This is a genomic window from Brevundimonas sp. AVps23W (assembly GCF_058681395.1).
In genome coordinates, this window is the sequence record NZ_CM178738.1 from 1,032,352 (window position 1) to 1,046,077 (window position 13,726).

Consider the following 13,726-nt stretch of genomic DNA (forward strand, 5'->3'; position numbering starts at 1 on the left):
GCTGTGTCAATACGCTACAACCTATGGTTAATCGTCGTTGGAAGTGCTACCGACGTTAAGTGATCACTTATCGTCTCTTTGAGCCGAGTCGGCTGTCGCGTCTCGCACTCCCAAAGCGTCAGCACAGACAGCCCCAGCTTTTTCAGCGCTTCATCGACCTCAATGTCACGCGCGCGGTTACGTGCGAATTTCGCCTCCCAGGCTTCGCGGTTATGCGCCGGTAAAGTTCCTCGCTTGCAATCATGCTGATGCCAGAAACAGCCATGCACCTGAATGGCCCATCCCTTTGAGCGATTGGTGAAATCGGGCTTGCCGGGCAGCGCCTTAGCGTTGCGTCGATACGCAATGCCGAGTTCGCGGAGGACGGCCGCGACACGTTCTTCCGGAGCGGTCTTGGCTTGTCGTACCCGCGACATGGCGGAAGAGGTCCGCGCGTCCTTCGGTTTCATGCTCACTGGCAGCGACCCTCTCTACTACAACCGTCCCTTCCTAAACGCCTCCGCCTTCTCCGCCGCCGCTTCCGCGCGCCACTTCTTCGGCGCCGACCGGTCCACCTCTTCGCCCGCCCCCGTCAGGGCCTCGTTGGCGAATTCCAGGTCCAGCAGCTTCATGCGCTTGATCTCGTCGCGCAGGCGGCCGGCTTCCTCGAACTCCAGGTTGGAGGCGGCTTCGCGCATGCGGCCTTCCAGGTCCTTGAGGGCGGCCTGGAAGTTTGAGCCGACGAAGGGTTTGGAGGCTTCGGCGACGCCGGGGCGGGTCAGGCGGTCCATTTCGCGGGACTCATAGGGGCTGTCCATCAGCTCCTTGATGTCGCGCTTGACGCTTTCGGGCGTGATGCCGTGTTCGGTGTTGTAGGCCATCTGGCGTTCGCGGCGGCGGTCGGTCTCGGCGATGGCGCGCTCCATACTGCCGGTCATGCGGTCGGCGTACAGGATGACGCGGCCGTCGATGTTGCGCGCGGCGCGGCCGATGGTCTGGATCAGACTGGTCTCGGAGCGCAGGAAGCCCTCCTTGTCCGCGTCCAGGATGGCGACCAGGCCGCACTCGGGGATGTCCAGCCCCTCGCGCAGCAGGTTGATGCCGATCAAACAGTCGAAGGATCCCAGACGCAGGTCGCGCAGGATCTCGATCCGCTCCAGGGTGTCGACGTCGGAGTGCATGTAGCGGACGCGGATCCCCTGTTCATGCATGTATTCGGTCAGGTCCTCGGCCATCTTCTTGGTCAGGGTGGTGACCAGGGAGCGATAGCCGGCGCGGGTGGTGGCCTTGACCTCGTCGATGACGTCGTCGACCTGGTTGCGGGTCTGGCCGGAGACCGGGCGGATCTCGACGGGGGGGTCGATCAGGCCGGTGGGGCGGATGACCTGTTCGACGAAGACGCCGCCGGCCTGGTCCATCTCCCAGGCGCCGGGGGTGGCGCTGACGTGGACGGTCTGGGGGCGCATGGCCTCCCATTCCTCGAACTTCAGCGGGCGGTTGTCGATGCAGGAGGGCAGGCGGAAGCCGTATTCGGCCAGGGTGGATTTGCGGCGGTAGTCGCCGCGGAACATGCCGTTGATCTGGCCGATGGTGACGTGGCTCTCGTCCACGAACAGCAGGGCGTTGTCGGGGATGTATTCGAAGAAGGTGGGCGGGGGCTCGCCGGGGGCGCGGCCGGTCAGCCAGCGGCTGTAGTTCTCGATGCCGGCGCAGCTGCCGGTGGCCTCCATCATCTCCAGGTCGAACCGGGTGCGTTGCTCCAGGCGCTGGGCCTCCAGCAGTTTGCCGTTCTCGATCATCCAGTCCAGCGTCTCCTTCAGCTCGGCCTTGATGCCGTTGGTGGCCTGGTTCAGCGTGGGGCGCGGGGTCACATAGTGGCTGGCGGCGTAGACGGTGATCTCGGTCAGGTCGGCGGTCTTCTTGCCGGTCAGGGGGTCGAACTCCTGGATCGCCTCCAGCTCGTCGCCGAACAGGCTGATGCGCCAGGCGCGGTCCTCGAGGTGGACCGGGAAGATCTCGATGACGTCGCCGCGCTTGCGGAACATGCCGCGCTCGAAGTTCAGGTCGTTGCGCTTGTACTGCAGCGCGATCAGGTCGGCCCGCAGCTTCGCCTCGTCGATCTGGTCCCCCACCTTCAGCGTGAAGGTCATGGCCGTATAGGTCTCCACCGACCCGATGCCGTAGATGCAGCTGACGCTGGCCACCACGATCACATCATCCCGCTCCAGGATCGCCCGCGTCGCCGAATGCCGCATCCGGTCGATCTGCTCGTTTATACTTGAATCTTTCTCTATATATGTATCAGTTCTTGGTACATATGCTTCTGGCTGGTAATAATCGTAGTAGCTTACAAAGTATTCGACGGCGTTGTCGGGAAAGAATGACTTGAACTCTGAGTAAAGTTGTGCCGCCAGGGTCTTGTTGGGTGCAAGTATAAGCGCCGGGCGCTGGGTCTGTTCGATGACCTTGGCCATGGTGAAGGTCTTGCCCGAGCCGGTGACGCCCAGCAGCACCTGATCGCGGTCGCCCGCCTCGGCCTGGGCCACCAGTTCGGCGATGGCGGCGGGCTGGTCGCCGGCGGGGGTGTATTGCGTCTCCAGCCGGAAACGCCCGCCCTTCTTCTTGCCTTCGTGCGAGGGGCGGTGCGGCACCCAGTCGGAAGGGGCCGCGACGGGCTCCTCCGGCGTCAGGCGTGGGCCGGCGACAGGGGCGAACATCGGCATCTTCCCGGTGTCGCGTTTGAAGGCGGCGGCGGCCTCGCGCACGCCGGGGTCAGGCGTATGGACGGGTTTGGCCGGCTTTGCGGCGGCGGGCTTCGGCGTCGAAGAACGGTTCATGAACAGAACTTAGTGCGCGGGGATGGGTCACGCTATAGCGCGCAGGAGGGGAAGGTTCACGCCCGTCTCTCCTGCACTGTCTTGACTCCCTCATACAGTATGTCCCATACACTGTGTGTCACACACTATGTGACGCACGGAGGCGAGCGGGTGAGTCAGGATGAGGAACTGCTGTTCGAGAGCCTGCGGCTGGAGCTGCGGCGGGGGTCGTTGATCCTGGCGGTGCTGGCGAGCTTGCGGCGCGAGCAATACGGCTATTCGCTGCGGGTCGCGCTGGGCGAGGTCGGGGTCGAGATGGAGGAGAGCACCCTCTATCCGCTGCTGCGCCGGCTGGAGAGCCAGGGGCTGCTGGACAGCGAATGGCGCGAGGAGGAGCGGCGCAAGAAGCGGTTCTACCGCCTGTCGCCGCGCGGGGAGGCCATGCTGGCGCGGCTGGCGGCCGAGTGGCGGGGCCTGTCGGCCTCGCTGGAGAAGATGCTGTGAACATCGGGAAAGAGGGAGAGCGTGGGATGGACCTGGTTGAATCCTATCTGAAGGCCGTGGCAGCGCAGCTGCCGAAGGTGACGCGCGAGGACATCGTCGCCGAGCTGCGCGACGAGATCATGGGCCGGCTCGAGGCGCTGGAGGACCGGCTGGGCCGGACGCCGAGCGACGACGAGGTCGAGGCCCTGCTGCGCGAGGTCGGCCATCCGCTGACGGTGGCGGCGCGGTATCGGTCCGGGCCGCAGGCGCTGATCGGGCCGGAGCTGTATCCGTGGTGGCTGTTCGCGGTGAAGACGGCGTTGCTGGTGATGGCGTGCGTTACCCTGATTGGGCTGGCGGTGCGCGTGGTCAGCGGGGATGTCTATGCGGGTCAGGCCATTGGTCAGGCCTTTGGGAGCCTGTTCAGCGGGGCGGTGACGGTGATCGGGGTGGTGACCCTGATCGGCTTCGTGCTGGAGCGGCAGGAGAAGAAGCCCGACTTCATCGCCAAATGGCGGGTCAAGGATCTGGGCCTGTTCGAACTGGGCGGCGATATCGACGCCGAGACCTGGGGCGAGCGGTTGGCGCGCGGCGGGGCGACGCTGCGCGAAGGTGCGGCCGCCAAGTCGGGACCGGCGGTGAAGAAGAGCGCCGAGATGTCGCCGGTCGCGCGTGCGGTGTCCAGCGCCATCGCCTGGGCGGTGCTGCTGCTGTGGTGGACCGGCCTGCTGCCGGTGGCCTCGATCCGGCCGGACGAGGTGGCGGGGGTGCTGGACGGCGTCGACTATGGCCGGATCCTGGGCCAGATCGTGGCGGCCGCCTATTGGCCCGTAACGCTGTTCGCGGCGGCCAAGGTGGTGTTCGACCTGATGCGGGCGGCGTCGGGCGGCAATGTGCGGCTGACGGCGCTGGGCGACATCGGCTTCGGGGCGGCGGCGGCCTGGGGCCTTCTGTGGCTGTGGTTCTGGTCGCCGCTGACGCCGGTGATCTGGGTCGGCACGGTGACGGAGTTCGCCGAGCGCCTCCAGTCGACCTTCCATCGGACGACGGGCGACGGGGGCGGGCTGGCGGCGATCCTGATGCTGATCGTGGTCTGGGCTTTCCTAGGCGAAATCTGGCGGATGGTGCGGGCGGCGGGACGGTTGGTCGCGGGGAAGTAGGCGGCGTTGAACCTCCGGCCGCTTCCACCGTTGCTGTCCATCGGCGGCGCTGGGCGGCCGGGGGCGAGAGCATCTGAGTGACACTACAACAGGGTTTGGCCTTCGGCCTGGTCGGGCTGACGGTCGCGGCCTTCATCTGGGGCCGGTTCCGCTACGACCTGGTCGCGGTGGCGGCGCTGGTGGCGGGGCTGGCCATTGGGGTGATCCCGGCCGAGGCGGCGTTCGAAGGCTTTTCCAACGACGTAACCGTAATCATCGCCTGCGCCCTGGTGGTGTCGGCGGCCTTTGCCAAGTCGGGCATCGTCGAAATGGCCCTGAAGCGGATCATGCCCTACCTGAAGACCGAGCGGTCGCAGGTGCCGGTTCTGACTGCGGCCGTGACCGTGCTGTCGATGGTGACCAAGAATGTCGGCGCCCTGGCCATCATGATGCCGGTCGCGCTTCAGGTCAGCAGGCGCACGGGGACCAAACAGTCGCGGCTGCTGATGCCCATGGCCTTCGGCGCCATGGCGGGGGGGATGGTGACCCTGGTGGGGACCGCGCCCAACATCCTGGTCGCCGAGGTGCGCGAGGGCATAACCGGCGAGCCGTTCCGCATGTTCGACTATGCGCCGGTGGGCCTGATCCTGACCGGGGCGGCCCTGGCCTTTCTGGCCTTCGGCTATCGGCTGCTGCCCAAGGACCGGACCGGGACCATAGGCCTGTCGGCCGCCCTGTCGGCCAACGCCTATCTGACCGAGGCGCGGGTTCCCGACGACTGGACGCTGGAGATCAAACCGATCAGCGCGTTGAAGGCGATGGCGCCCGACGAGATCCAGGTCATGGCCCTGATCCGCGACGGCAAGCGCAAGACCCGACCGCGCGGCAACACCTTGGTCCGGGCCGGCGACACCCTGCTGATCAAGGGCGATCAGGAGGCGCTGGAGGGGTTTATCGACGCCACCAAGCTGAAGCTGGTGCGGGGCGATCGGCCTGTGCTGTTGGAAGAGGCCAAGGACGAGGTCAGTCTGGCGGAGGCGGTGATCGGGGCGGACTCGCTGCTGATCGGACAGTCGGTGCGGTCGCTGGACCTGTATGGCCAGCATGGGCTGAACCTGCTGGGCGTGTCGCGTAGCGGCTATGAGCTGACACAGCATCTGCGGACGGCCAGGCTACAGGCCGGGGACGTGCTGTTGTTGCAGGGATCCGAGGCCGGCCTGCCCGGGCGGCTGGCGACCCTGGGGCTCTTGCCCCTGGCGGAGCGAGAGATGCGGCTGGGCGGCCAGCGCAGGAAGTTCCTGCCCGCCGTGGTGCTGGCTGTGGCCATGGTGCTGGTGGGGTTCGGCGTAATCCCCGTGTCCATCGCCTTCTTCGGCGCGGCGGTGGTGATCGTCGCCATGGGCGGGCTGAAGATGCGCGAGGCCTATGCCGCGTTGGACGGGCCGCTTCTGGTGCTGATCGCCGCCCTGATCCCGGTGTCGGACGCGATCCAGCAGACGGGCGGGGCGGATCTGATCGCCGGAGGGCTGAAGTCGGTGTTCCAGGGCATACCGCCTGTGGTGGCGGTGGCGGGGATGATGTTCGCGGCCATGGCGGTGACGCCCTTCCTGAACAATGCGGCGACGGTTCTGGTGGTGGCGCCTATCGCCGCGACCCTGGCCCAGCAGTTGGGGTATCGGCCCGATCCGTTCCTGATGGCGGTGGCGGTCGGGGCGGCGTGCGACTTCCTGACCCCCATCGGGCACCAGTGCAATACGCTGGTCATGGGCCCCGGCGGGTACAAGTTCTCGGACTATCCCAAGCTGGGGGCGCCGTTGAGCCTGCTTGTGCTGGTGATCGGTCCGCCGGCCATACTGATGTTCTGGCCAATGTAGGATGCGCCGGTCCCTGTGAGCTGGGACCGGCGCTTAAAGGCGATCAGGTCGAACGCGTGGGGGCGGCGGCGGCGCAGGCCAGCCGGCCGTTGTCGTTCTGGATCTGGGCCCCCCGGCAGCTGCGGACGCTGAGGGTCGAGGAGACCGACTGGCCGTCCTTGGCGATACAGCGCGCGTGCAGGCGGTCGCCATTGAGGCTGATGCTGCGGCAGGTCTCGCGATAGGCGCCGACCGGCAGGGCGCGGCCCGAGGCGGCGGGTTCCGGGTTCGGACGATCCTGGGCCGTGGCGGTGAAGGCGACCAGGCCGACGACCCCGACGGCGGCGCCAATGGTGGCGAGGGTGGAAACAGACAGACGTATCAAGGCGTAGCTCCCGTTTTTCTATGTGCGCCTCTGCGGGCGAAAAACGAGGTTATGCCTGTCTGAGCCGGTGTCCAGTCCTGATCGCGATCAGGCTCTGGGTCGTTACCAGCGCGGCGAGACGTGGGCCGGCCCCTTGAACACCGCATTGGCGAACAGGGGCTTCAGGCCTTCGAGATAGCCGCGCACCGTTGGGTCCTGGGTGAAGGCGATCAACTGGCCCGATCCGAGCGTCTCGACCATGACGACGGGCTTGAAGCCGAGCTGGGCCTGGTTCTCGGCCCACAGCTGGCCCGAGGCCAGCAGGCGGTCGGAGCTTTCGAACCGCACGGCGTTGACACCTTCGCCGCGCTTCAGGGGCGCGTAGATGTCGGCGCCCCGCACCAGGATGTTCAACTCGGACGGCAGGCCGGCGCCGATCCAGTGGTCGGGATCGACATGGGCGCGGGCCAGGACGCCGGCGACGGAGTCCGGGCCGTGGTCGCTGTGGGCCAGCAGGGCGGCGTAGTCGGTCTGGTTGGCGATCCGTGCGGCGCCTTCGGGCTTGTCGTCATCCTTGCCGGAGGCGCCGGTCTCGCGGCGCGAGGCCAGCATGTCGCTGTCGGGGTCGGTCAGCAGGCGGGTGGCGGTTCCCAGGCTGATCAGGGTGCCGCCGCGCGAGACCCAGTCGTGCAGGGCCTTGACCCCGGCCTCGCCAAGGACGGACTTGTAGTCGCGGCCCTCCGGCAGGATCAGGACCTGGTATTGCGACAGGTCGGCCTCGCCGAAGCTGGCGGCGCGGATGGCGGTGACGGGATAACCCAGGTCGCGTTCCAGCACCCACCGGGTGGCCCCGGCGGCGTCGGGGGCGGCCGGGCTGTCCCAGGCGATTGCGATGCGCGGGGCGCGCAGCCGCACCACGTCGCTGGAGCCGAAGCCGGCGCCGCGCTCGACCCAGGACTCGTCCACGCCCACGACCTCGGCGCCCGTGTCGGCGGCGAGACGGTTCAGGGTGGCGACCAGGTCGGCGGGCGCGCCGGCTTTCGGCAGAACCAGTGTGCCGGCGGGCCAGTCACGGCCATTCTGGGTGAAGGTCTGGTCGGCGGAGCTGATCGTCAGGCCTGCTTGTAGCGCGGCGGCGAGGAAGCGGGGCTGGCTCGATCCGGGGGCGACGAGGAAGCCGTAGCGGGCCTCGGCGTTCTGGACGGCGGCGGGGGTGACCAGTTCGGGGCCGCGCGCATCGACGGCGACGCCGGGCGCGCTGCTGCAACGGGCGGCGTCGACGCCGAACATCAGGGGCAGGGACCAGGCGGTGACGTCATAGATCTCGTCGCCCAGGCCGCGCGCGCGACGGCGCTCCTGCTCGGCCAGGAAGGCGGGCGGGATCGGCACGTCGCGGGTCAGCAGCACCTCGGCCATGCGGCGCTGGGGCTGGGCCAGGTTCACCACATAGTCGCCGGCCCGGTACTGGCCCCCGCAGGCGCCGAAGGCCTGGCGCGCGACTCCGACCTCGATCCCCGAGCGGACCAGCAGGCCCGCAAGACGGTCCGCGGCGGCCGGATCCGACGCCCGCGACAGGACATAGGCGCCGCGTCCCGCCACCCCGTCGCGGTGATAGGCGTAGAAGTCGTTCAACAGCCGGTCGTGATTGCGCGAGGCCGTCTCGATGGTGGCGAGGGTGGCGGTCAGGTGGGCGCGGACCGTGTCGGCATAGGTGAAGACCTCGCCCGAACTGCGCCGCGCGGCCAGACCCCGCGCCGAACCGGCTTCGTAGGTCATGGAGACGGCGCCCAGATAGCCGGGCCAGCCGTCGCCATAGCCGGGATAGAAGGCGTCATAGACCTTGCGATTGAAGTAGGGCAGGCCCGCCGCGTCGAACCGGGCGCCGGTGTTGCGACCGAACAGGGCGCGGTTTTCCAGGGTGCGCGGCCAGATCCAGGGGTTCAGCGGTTCGGCTTCGGGCGGGAAGAAGAAGGTCTCGTCCGAGCCCATCTCGTGGCTGTCGACGACCACCTGGGGCCGCCATTCGCGGACCTGGGCCGAATGGCCCTGGGTCTCCGGCTGGGTCTGGATGAACCAGTCGCGGTTCAGGTCGAACAGATAATGGTTGTAGCGGCCGCTGGGCCAGGGCTCGTCGCGCTCGGCCGAGGCCGGGTCGGGATTGGGCAGGGAGCCGCGACCGGAGGCGAAGCTGTTGAGGAAACGCTCGCGCCCGTCGGGGTTCTGGGTCGGGACGAAGAGGACGACGGTATTGGCCAGCCAGGCCTGGGCGGTCGGGTCGGTCAACAAGCGGCGCGCGGCCTCCATCGCGGCGTCGGCGGGGCTGATCTCGTTGCCGTGGACCGAATAGGCCATCCAGACCAGGACCGGCTGATCCGCGATCAGGGTGGACGCCTGCTGGGCCGACGTCAGGCGCGGATCGGCAAGGGCGCGGGACTGGGCTTTGATCTTGTCCAGACGGGCGATGTTGGCGGGCGAGCCGACGGCGGCCCAGAACAGGGGGCGGCCTTCCCAGGTCCTGGCGTAGTCGCCGATGACGACCTGGTTCGGGGCGGCCGTCTTCAGGGCCTCGAAATAGCGGCGGACGTCGGCGGCGCGGGTGATCTCCTGACCGCTGTCGTAGCCCAGGGTCTGGCGCACGGTGGGGATGTCGGGGGTCGTCTGGCGCGCGGCGGCGGGCTGGACCGCCAGCAAGGCGGCGACGCAGGCGCCGGCCAGGGCGAAGGCGAGCGGACGCACGGAATGACGATGACTGGACATGAACTGAACCCCCGGGAGACGGTCACCTTAACCGGAGGGTCGGAAAAGGAAATGGCGCCTGCACGCTCATTGATGTCCGAAAACCGCGAGACATCGCGGGGCTGAGCCGCCATCTTGCGGGCCATGGAACAGACGCTGGATCAGGAGGCCTGCTGGAGAGCCTTGGGGGCGCGGGATGCGCGGTTCGACGGGCGGTTCTTCACGGGCGTGACCTCGACGGGGATTTACTGCCGGCCGGTCTGTCCGGCGCGGACGCCCCGGCGCGAGAATGTGGTGTTTCATCCCACGGCGGCGTCTGCAGAGGCGGCGGGGTTTCGCGCTTGTCTGCGGTGTCGGCCCGAGACGGCGCCGGAGATGGGGGCGTGGCGGGGGACGTCGAACACCGTCAGTCGGGCGCTGGCCCTGATCGAGGCGGGGGCGCTGGACGGAGGCGATGCTGATACCCTGGCGGCGCGGCTGGGGGTGGGGGAGCGGCATCTGCGGCGGCTGTTCCGCCAGCACCTGGGCGCGGCGCCGGTCAGCGTGGCCCAGACGCGGCGCGTGCTGCTGGCCAAGCAACTGATCCATGAGAGCGACCTGTCGATGGCCGAGGTGGCGATGGCGTCCGGCTTCGGCAGCGTGCGGCGGTTCAATGAGACCTTTCAGGCCCTGTATGGGCGGCCGCCGTCGGAGCTGCGCCGGCGCAGGGTCGAGGGCGAAGGCGGGGGCGTGGTGAAGCTGGGCCTGGCCTATCGCCCACCCTACGACTGGACGGTCATGATGTTGGCGCTGGCGGGACGTGCCGACCCGGACGAGACCGTGGCCGACGGGGTCTGGCGGCGGCGGCTGCGGGTCGCGACGGATGGGACGGACGGCGAGGTTTCGGTGCGGCCTCGGTCTGAAGGCAAGGCGGTGGTGGAGGCGCGGGTGGACGAGCTGAAAGCCCTGCCCGGCGTGCTGGCGCGGGTGCGGCGGGTGTTCGATCTCGCCGCCGATCCCGAGGCGATCCGGCGCGATCTGTGGGCGGATCCGGACCTGCGCGCGGCGCTCGAGGCCTGGCCGGGGCTGCGGCCGGCGGGCGACTGGATCGACGCCGGGGAGGATGCGCCCAGCGACCGGCTGGCGACGACGGATGCGGCTCTGGCGGCGCGGGCCGAGCGGTGGCGGCCGTGGCGGGCCTATGGGGCGCTGTACTGGACCATGAAGGAGACGGGCGATGCCTAGACAGTCGATGACCTTGACCCTGGACCGGATCGGCTCGCCGGTGGGCGAGGTGCTGGTGGCGACCGATGGCGAGGGGGCGGTGCGGGCGCTGGACTTCCACGATTACGAAGAGCGGATGCAGCGGCTGCTGCGGCTTCACTACGGCCCGGTCGAACTGATCGAGGGGCGGGCGCCGGAGGCGGTGCGCACGGCGGTGGAGGCCTATTTCGGCGGTGACCTGGCGGCGTTCGATGGGGTGGTGGTCAAGACCGGCGGGACGGTGTTCCAGCAGGCGGTGTGGGCCGCGCTGCGGGCCATTCCGGCGGGGGAGACGCGCAGCTACGGGCAGTTGGCGGCGGCGATCGGCTCGCCCAAGGCGGTACGGGCGGTAGGCCTGGCCAATGGCTCCAACCCGGTCGGGGTGATCGTGCCTTGCCATCGGGTGATCGGGGCCAACGGGACCCTGACCGGCTATGCGGGCGGGCTGGAGCGGAAGCGCTGGCTGTTGGCGCACGAGGGCGGCGGGCGGTTGCTCTAGGTCTTGGGCGCTTCGGACGGGAGCGGCGCGACCACCTGGGGCGCGGTCGGCGGAGCCCCAGCCTTCAGTTGGGCGATATACTCCAGTTCGCGCTTGGCGTTGGCGTCTTCGGGATCGAGCTCGAGGGCGGCCTCGTAGGCCGCCTTGGCCTCGTCTAGTCGGCCCAGTTCAATCAGGCTGAAGCCGCGTCGGCGATAGAAGGGGCCGCGGTGAAGGATCATCAGCAGGTCAGGAGAGGCCAGGGCGTCGTCGGCCAGGGTCAGGGCTTCTTCCCAACGCGCCAGTCCCTGTAGGGCGGCGGCTTTTTCGCTCAGCAGCATCCAGTTTTGCGGCTGGATCTTCAGCGTTCGGTCCAGATAGGCGATGCCTTCCTCGTAGCGACGTGCTTCGACGGCATCGGAGGCGAGCATCAAGGTGATGTCGCCATAGACGTTGGGCATGGCGGCCGCACCGCCCGGCGACTGCTGCCTCTTTTCGTCGGAGGCGGCGAAGGCGGTCAGCATGATCAGGACGTCGCCGGGATCGCTGACCCTTACGATGGTACGCCCGTCCTGCTCCACCACCTGGCCATAGTCTGCCGGCATTCGGTCCAGCGCCTGACGCAGGGCAAGAATGTGCCGGGCGAGAGCCGAATGTCCGCGTCTCTGGAAGTCGGCGCTGGCGCGGAGGAACAGGTCATGGTCCTGCTTTTCCTGGCGTGACATCTCCTGCGCGTTGGCGGCGGGCGTCGCCGCAAGAGCGGGCGCGGGGCCGGTCGCTATTATTGCGGTCGCAAGCGCCGCGGCCGCAGCCAGAGCCTTCAACATGGATGGTGTCTCCCTCTCCCTGGGTCAGCTTGTTCACAATCACAGGGATTTGACGAGGCCTGCTCCAGATAATTGTGAGCGGTCAGGGCGGCATGGAGCAGTGTGGTGTGAAGACGGCCGCTCATACCCCGTCCAGGAACAGGCGGCAGGCGGGGTTGGTGGTTTCGTCGATGTAGGGGTAGCCCAGGTCGGCGAGGGCGGCGGACAGTTGGGCCTGTTCTTCGGGGGGGACGCTGATCCCCGCCAGCACCCGGCCGACGTCGTCGCCGTGGTTGCGATAGTGGAACAGGGTCAGGGCCCAGGCGGGCTGGAGGCTGTTGAGGAAACGCAGGAAGGCGCCGGGCCGTTCGGGGAACTGGAAGCGCAGGATCCGTTCGTGGGGCAGGCCGACGGTGCGGCCGCCGACCATGTAGCGGATGTGCAGCTTGGCGGTCTCGTTGTCGCTCATGTCCTCGACGGCGTAGCCGCTGGAACGGAGCGTCGCGATCAGGTCGTCGCGCTCGTGCGGACCGTTGCGCAGGGCGACGCCGACGAAGATCTGGGCCGCGCCGTCGCCGGACCAGCGGTAGTTGAACTCGGTGACCGACCGGCCGTCGAGACTGTCGAGGAAGCGGCGGTAGTCGTCGCGGTTGTCCTTCATGGCCACGGCCAGCAGGGCCTCGGCGCCCTCGCCGATCTCGGCGCGTTCGGCGACGTGGCGTAGCCGGTCGAAGTTCAGATTGGCGCCCGAGTTGACGGCGATCAGCGTGCCCGCGCCCGGATGGGCGGCGGCCCAGGCCTTCAATCCAGCAAGCGCCACGGCGCCGGAGGGTTCGGCGATGGCGCGGCTGTCGTCGAAGATGTCCTTGATGGCGGCGCAGATGGCGTCGGTGTCCACCAGGACGATCTCGTCCAGCAGATCCTTGCACAGGCGGAAGGTGTGATCCCCGGCGCGGCGCACGGCGACCCCGTCGGCGAACAGGCCGACCTCGTTCAGGGTCACGACCTCGCCGGCGTCGATGGACGCCTTCATGGTGGGGGCGTCCACCGGCTCGACGCCGATGACGCGGGTCTCGGGGCGCAGGAATTTGAGTATGGCCGCCATCCCGGCGGCCAAGCCGCCGCCGCCGATGGGCACGAAGACGGCCTCGATGGGGTCGGCGTGCTGGCGCGCGATCTCAAGCCCCACCGTGCCCTGGCCGGCGATCACGTCGGGGTCGTCGAACGGGTGGATGAAGGCCGCGCCGGTCTGGCTCTCCAGATGACGGGCGTGGGCGTAGGCCTCGTCGAAACTGTCGCCGTGCAGGACCACCTCGCCGCCCAGGGCGCGGACGGCCGCCACCTTGATGCCGGGGGTGGTGGTCGGCATGACGATGACGGCGGGGATGTTGCGGCGGGCGGCGGCCAGGGCCACGCCCTGGGCGTGATTGCCGGCCGAGGCGCAGATGACGCCCTTGGACAGCTCGGCCTGCGACAGGCCGGCGATCTTGTTGTAGGCGCCGCGGATCTTGAACGAAAAGACGGGCTGCAGGTCCTCGCGCTTCAGCAGCACGGGCCGCTCGAGCCGCGCCGACAGGCGACGCAGCGGATCGAGGGGCGTTTCCTCGGCCACGTCATAGACGCGGGCGGTGAGGATGCGGCGGATGGTGTCTTGCATTCAAATGTCGCGAAGTCGGTAGGTTTTGGAATGAAGTGGGCTGTCGTCTAGGCGAAGTCGGGCGAATTGGGAACGGTTCTTGCCGCGTGTCGTGGCGGTAAATCCATACGACAAACCGCCAAACCGCCAATATGCGCCGGACGAAACGCATGTTTCGGGGCTGCGGGAGGTTT

General features: G+C 68.4%; 11 protein-coding genes. 5 read left to right on the forward strand and 6 right to left on the reverse strand.

Going from position 1 to position 13,726, the window contains the following annotated elements:
* Nucleotides 1-14 precede the first annotated feature (14 nt).
* Entirely contained in the window at nt 15-449 is a 435-nt protein-coding gene (locus ACW177_RS05110; RefSeq protein ID WP_492027549.1) for a very short patch repair endonuclease, read from the reverse strand.
* Nucleotides 450-473: 24 nt separating this feature from the next.
* On the reverse strand, nt 474-2,816 hold the full coding sequence (gene uvrB / locus ACW177_RS05115; protein WP_492027550.1) for an excinuclease ABC subunit UvrB: 2,343 nt from the start codon (nt 2,814-2,816) through the stop codon (nt 474-476).
* 150 nt (nt 2,817-2,966) lie between these two features.
* Between uvrB and ACW177_RS05120 the strand changes: the two genes are divergently transcribed.
* The 3 genes from ACW177_RS05120 to ACW177_RS05130 all read left to right on the forward strand — a co-directional run bounded on the left by ACW177_RS05120 (nt 2,967) and on the right by ACW177_RS05130 (nt 6,291).
* Nucleotides 2,967-3,299: a PadR family transcriptional regulator gene (locus ACW177_RS05120; RefSeq protein WP_008261789.1), complete on the forward strand. Its 333-nt coding sequence runs from the start codon at nt 2,967-2,969 to the stop codon at nt 3,297-3,299.
* Between the two features lie 26 nt (nt 3,300-3,325).
* On the forward strand, nt 3,326-4,438 hold the full coding sequence (locus ACW177_RS05125; RefSeq protein ID WP_492027551.1) for an HAAS signaling domain-containing protein: 1,113 nt from the start codon (nt 3,326-3,328) through the stop codon (nt 4,436-4,438).
* A gap of 77 nt (nt 4,439-4,515) precedes the next feature.
* Complete coding sequence (locus tag ACW177_RS05130; RefSeq protein ID WP_492027552.1) at nt 4,516-6,291, forward strand: SLC13 family permease; 1,776 nt, start codon at nt 4,516-4,518, stop codon at nt 6,289-6,291.
* Between the two features lie 43 nt (nt 6,292-6,334).
* Here ACW177_RS05130 and ACW177_RS05135 read toward each other — a convergent pair whose 3' ends face one another.
* On the reverse strand, nt 6,335-6,655 hold the full coding sequence (locus ACW177_RS05135; protein ID WP_492027553.1) for a CVNH domain-containing protein: 321 nt from the start codon (nt 6,653-6,655) through the stop codon (nt 6,335-6,337).
* Between the two features lie 102 nt (nt 6,656-6,757).
* Nucleotides 6,758-9,391, reverse strand: a complete 2,634-nt coding sequence (locus ACW177_RS05140; RefSeq protein ID WP_492027554.1) for a M14 family metallopeptidase — start codon at nt 9,389-9,391, stop codon at nt 6,758-6,760.
* Nucleotides 9,392-9,514: 123 nt separating this feature from the next.
* Between ACW177_RS05140 and ACW177_RS05145 the strand changes: the two genes are divergently transcribed.
* Both ACW177_RS05145 and ACW177_RS05150 read left to right on the forward strand, forming a co-directional pair.
* Nucleotides 9,515-10,594, forward strand: a complete 1,080-nt coding sequence (locus tag ACW177_RS05145) for a bifunctional transcriptional activator/DNA repair enzyme AdaA (RefSeq protein ID WP_492027555.1) — start codon at nt 9,515-9,517, stop codon at nt 10,592-10,594.
* On the forward strand, nt 10,587-11,111 hold the full coding sequence (locus tag ACW177_RS05150; protein ID WP_492027556.1) for a methylated-DNA--[protein]-cysteine S-methyltransferase: 525 nt from the start codon (nt 10,587-10,589) through the stop codon (nt 11,109-11,111). Before ACW177_RS05145 ends, ACW177_RS05150 begins: the two co-directional genes overlap by 8 nt.
* On the opposite strand, the gene ACW177_RS05155 is transcribed toward ACW177_RS05150, so the two are convergent.
* Nucleotides 11,108-11,917 carry a tetratricopeptide repeat protein gene (locus ACW177_RS05155; protein WP_492027557.1) on the reverse strand — a complete coding sequence of 270 codons (810 nt, stop codon included), beginning with the start codon at nt 11,915-11,917 and terminating at the stop codon, nt 11,108-11,110. The two genes, ACW177_RS05150 and ACW177_RS05155, sit on opposite strands and share 4 nt — an antisense overlap.
* A 121-nt stretch (nt 11,918-12,038) precedes the next feature.
* Entirely contained in the window at nt 12,039-13,553 is a 1,515-nt protein-coding gene (gene ilvA / locus ACW177_RS05160) for a threonine ammonia-lyase, biosynthetic (RefSeq protein WP_492027558.1), read from the reverse strand.
* Nucleotides 13,554-13,726: the final 173 nt, after the last annotated feature.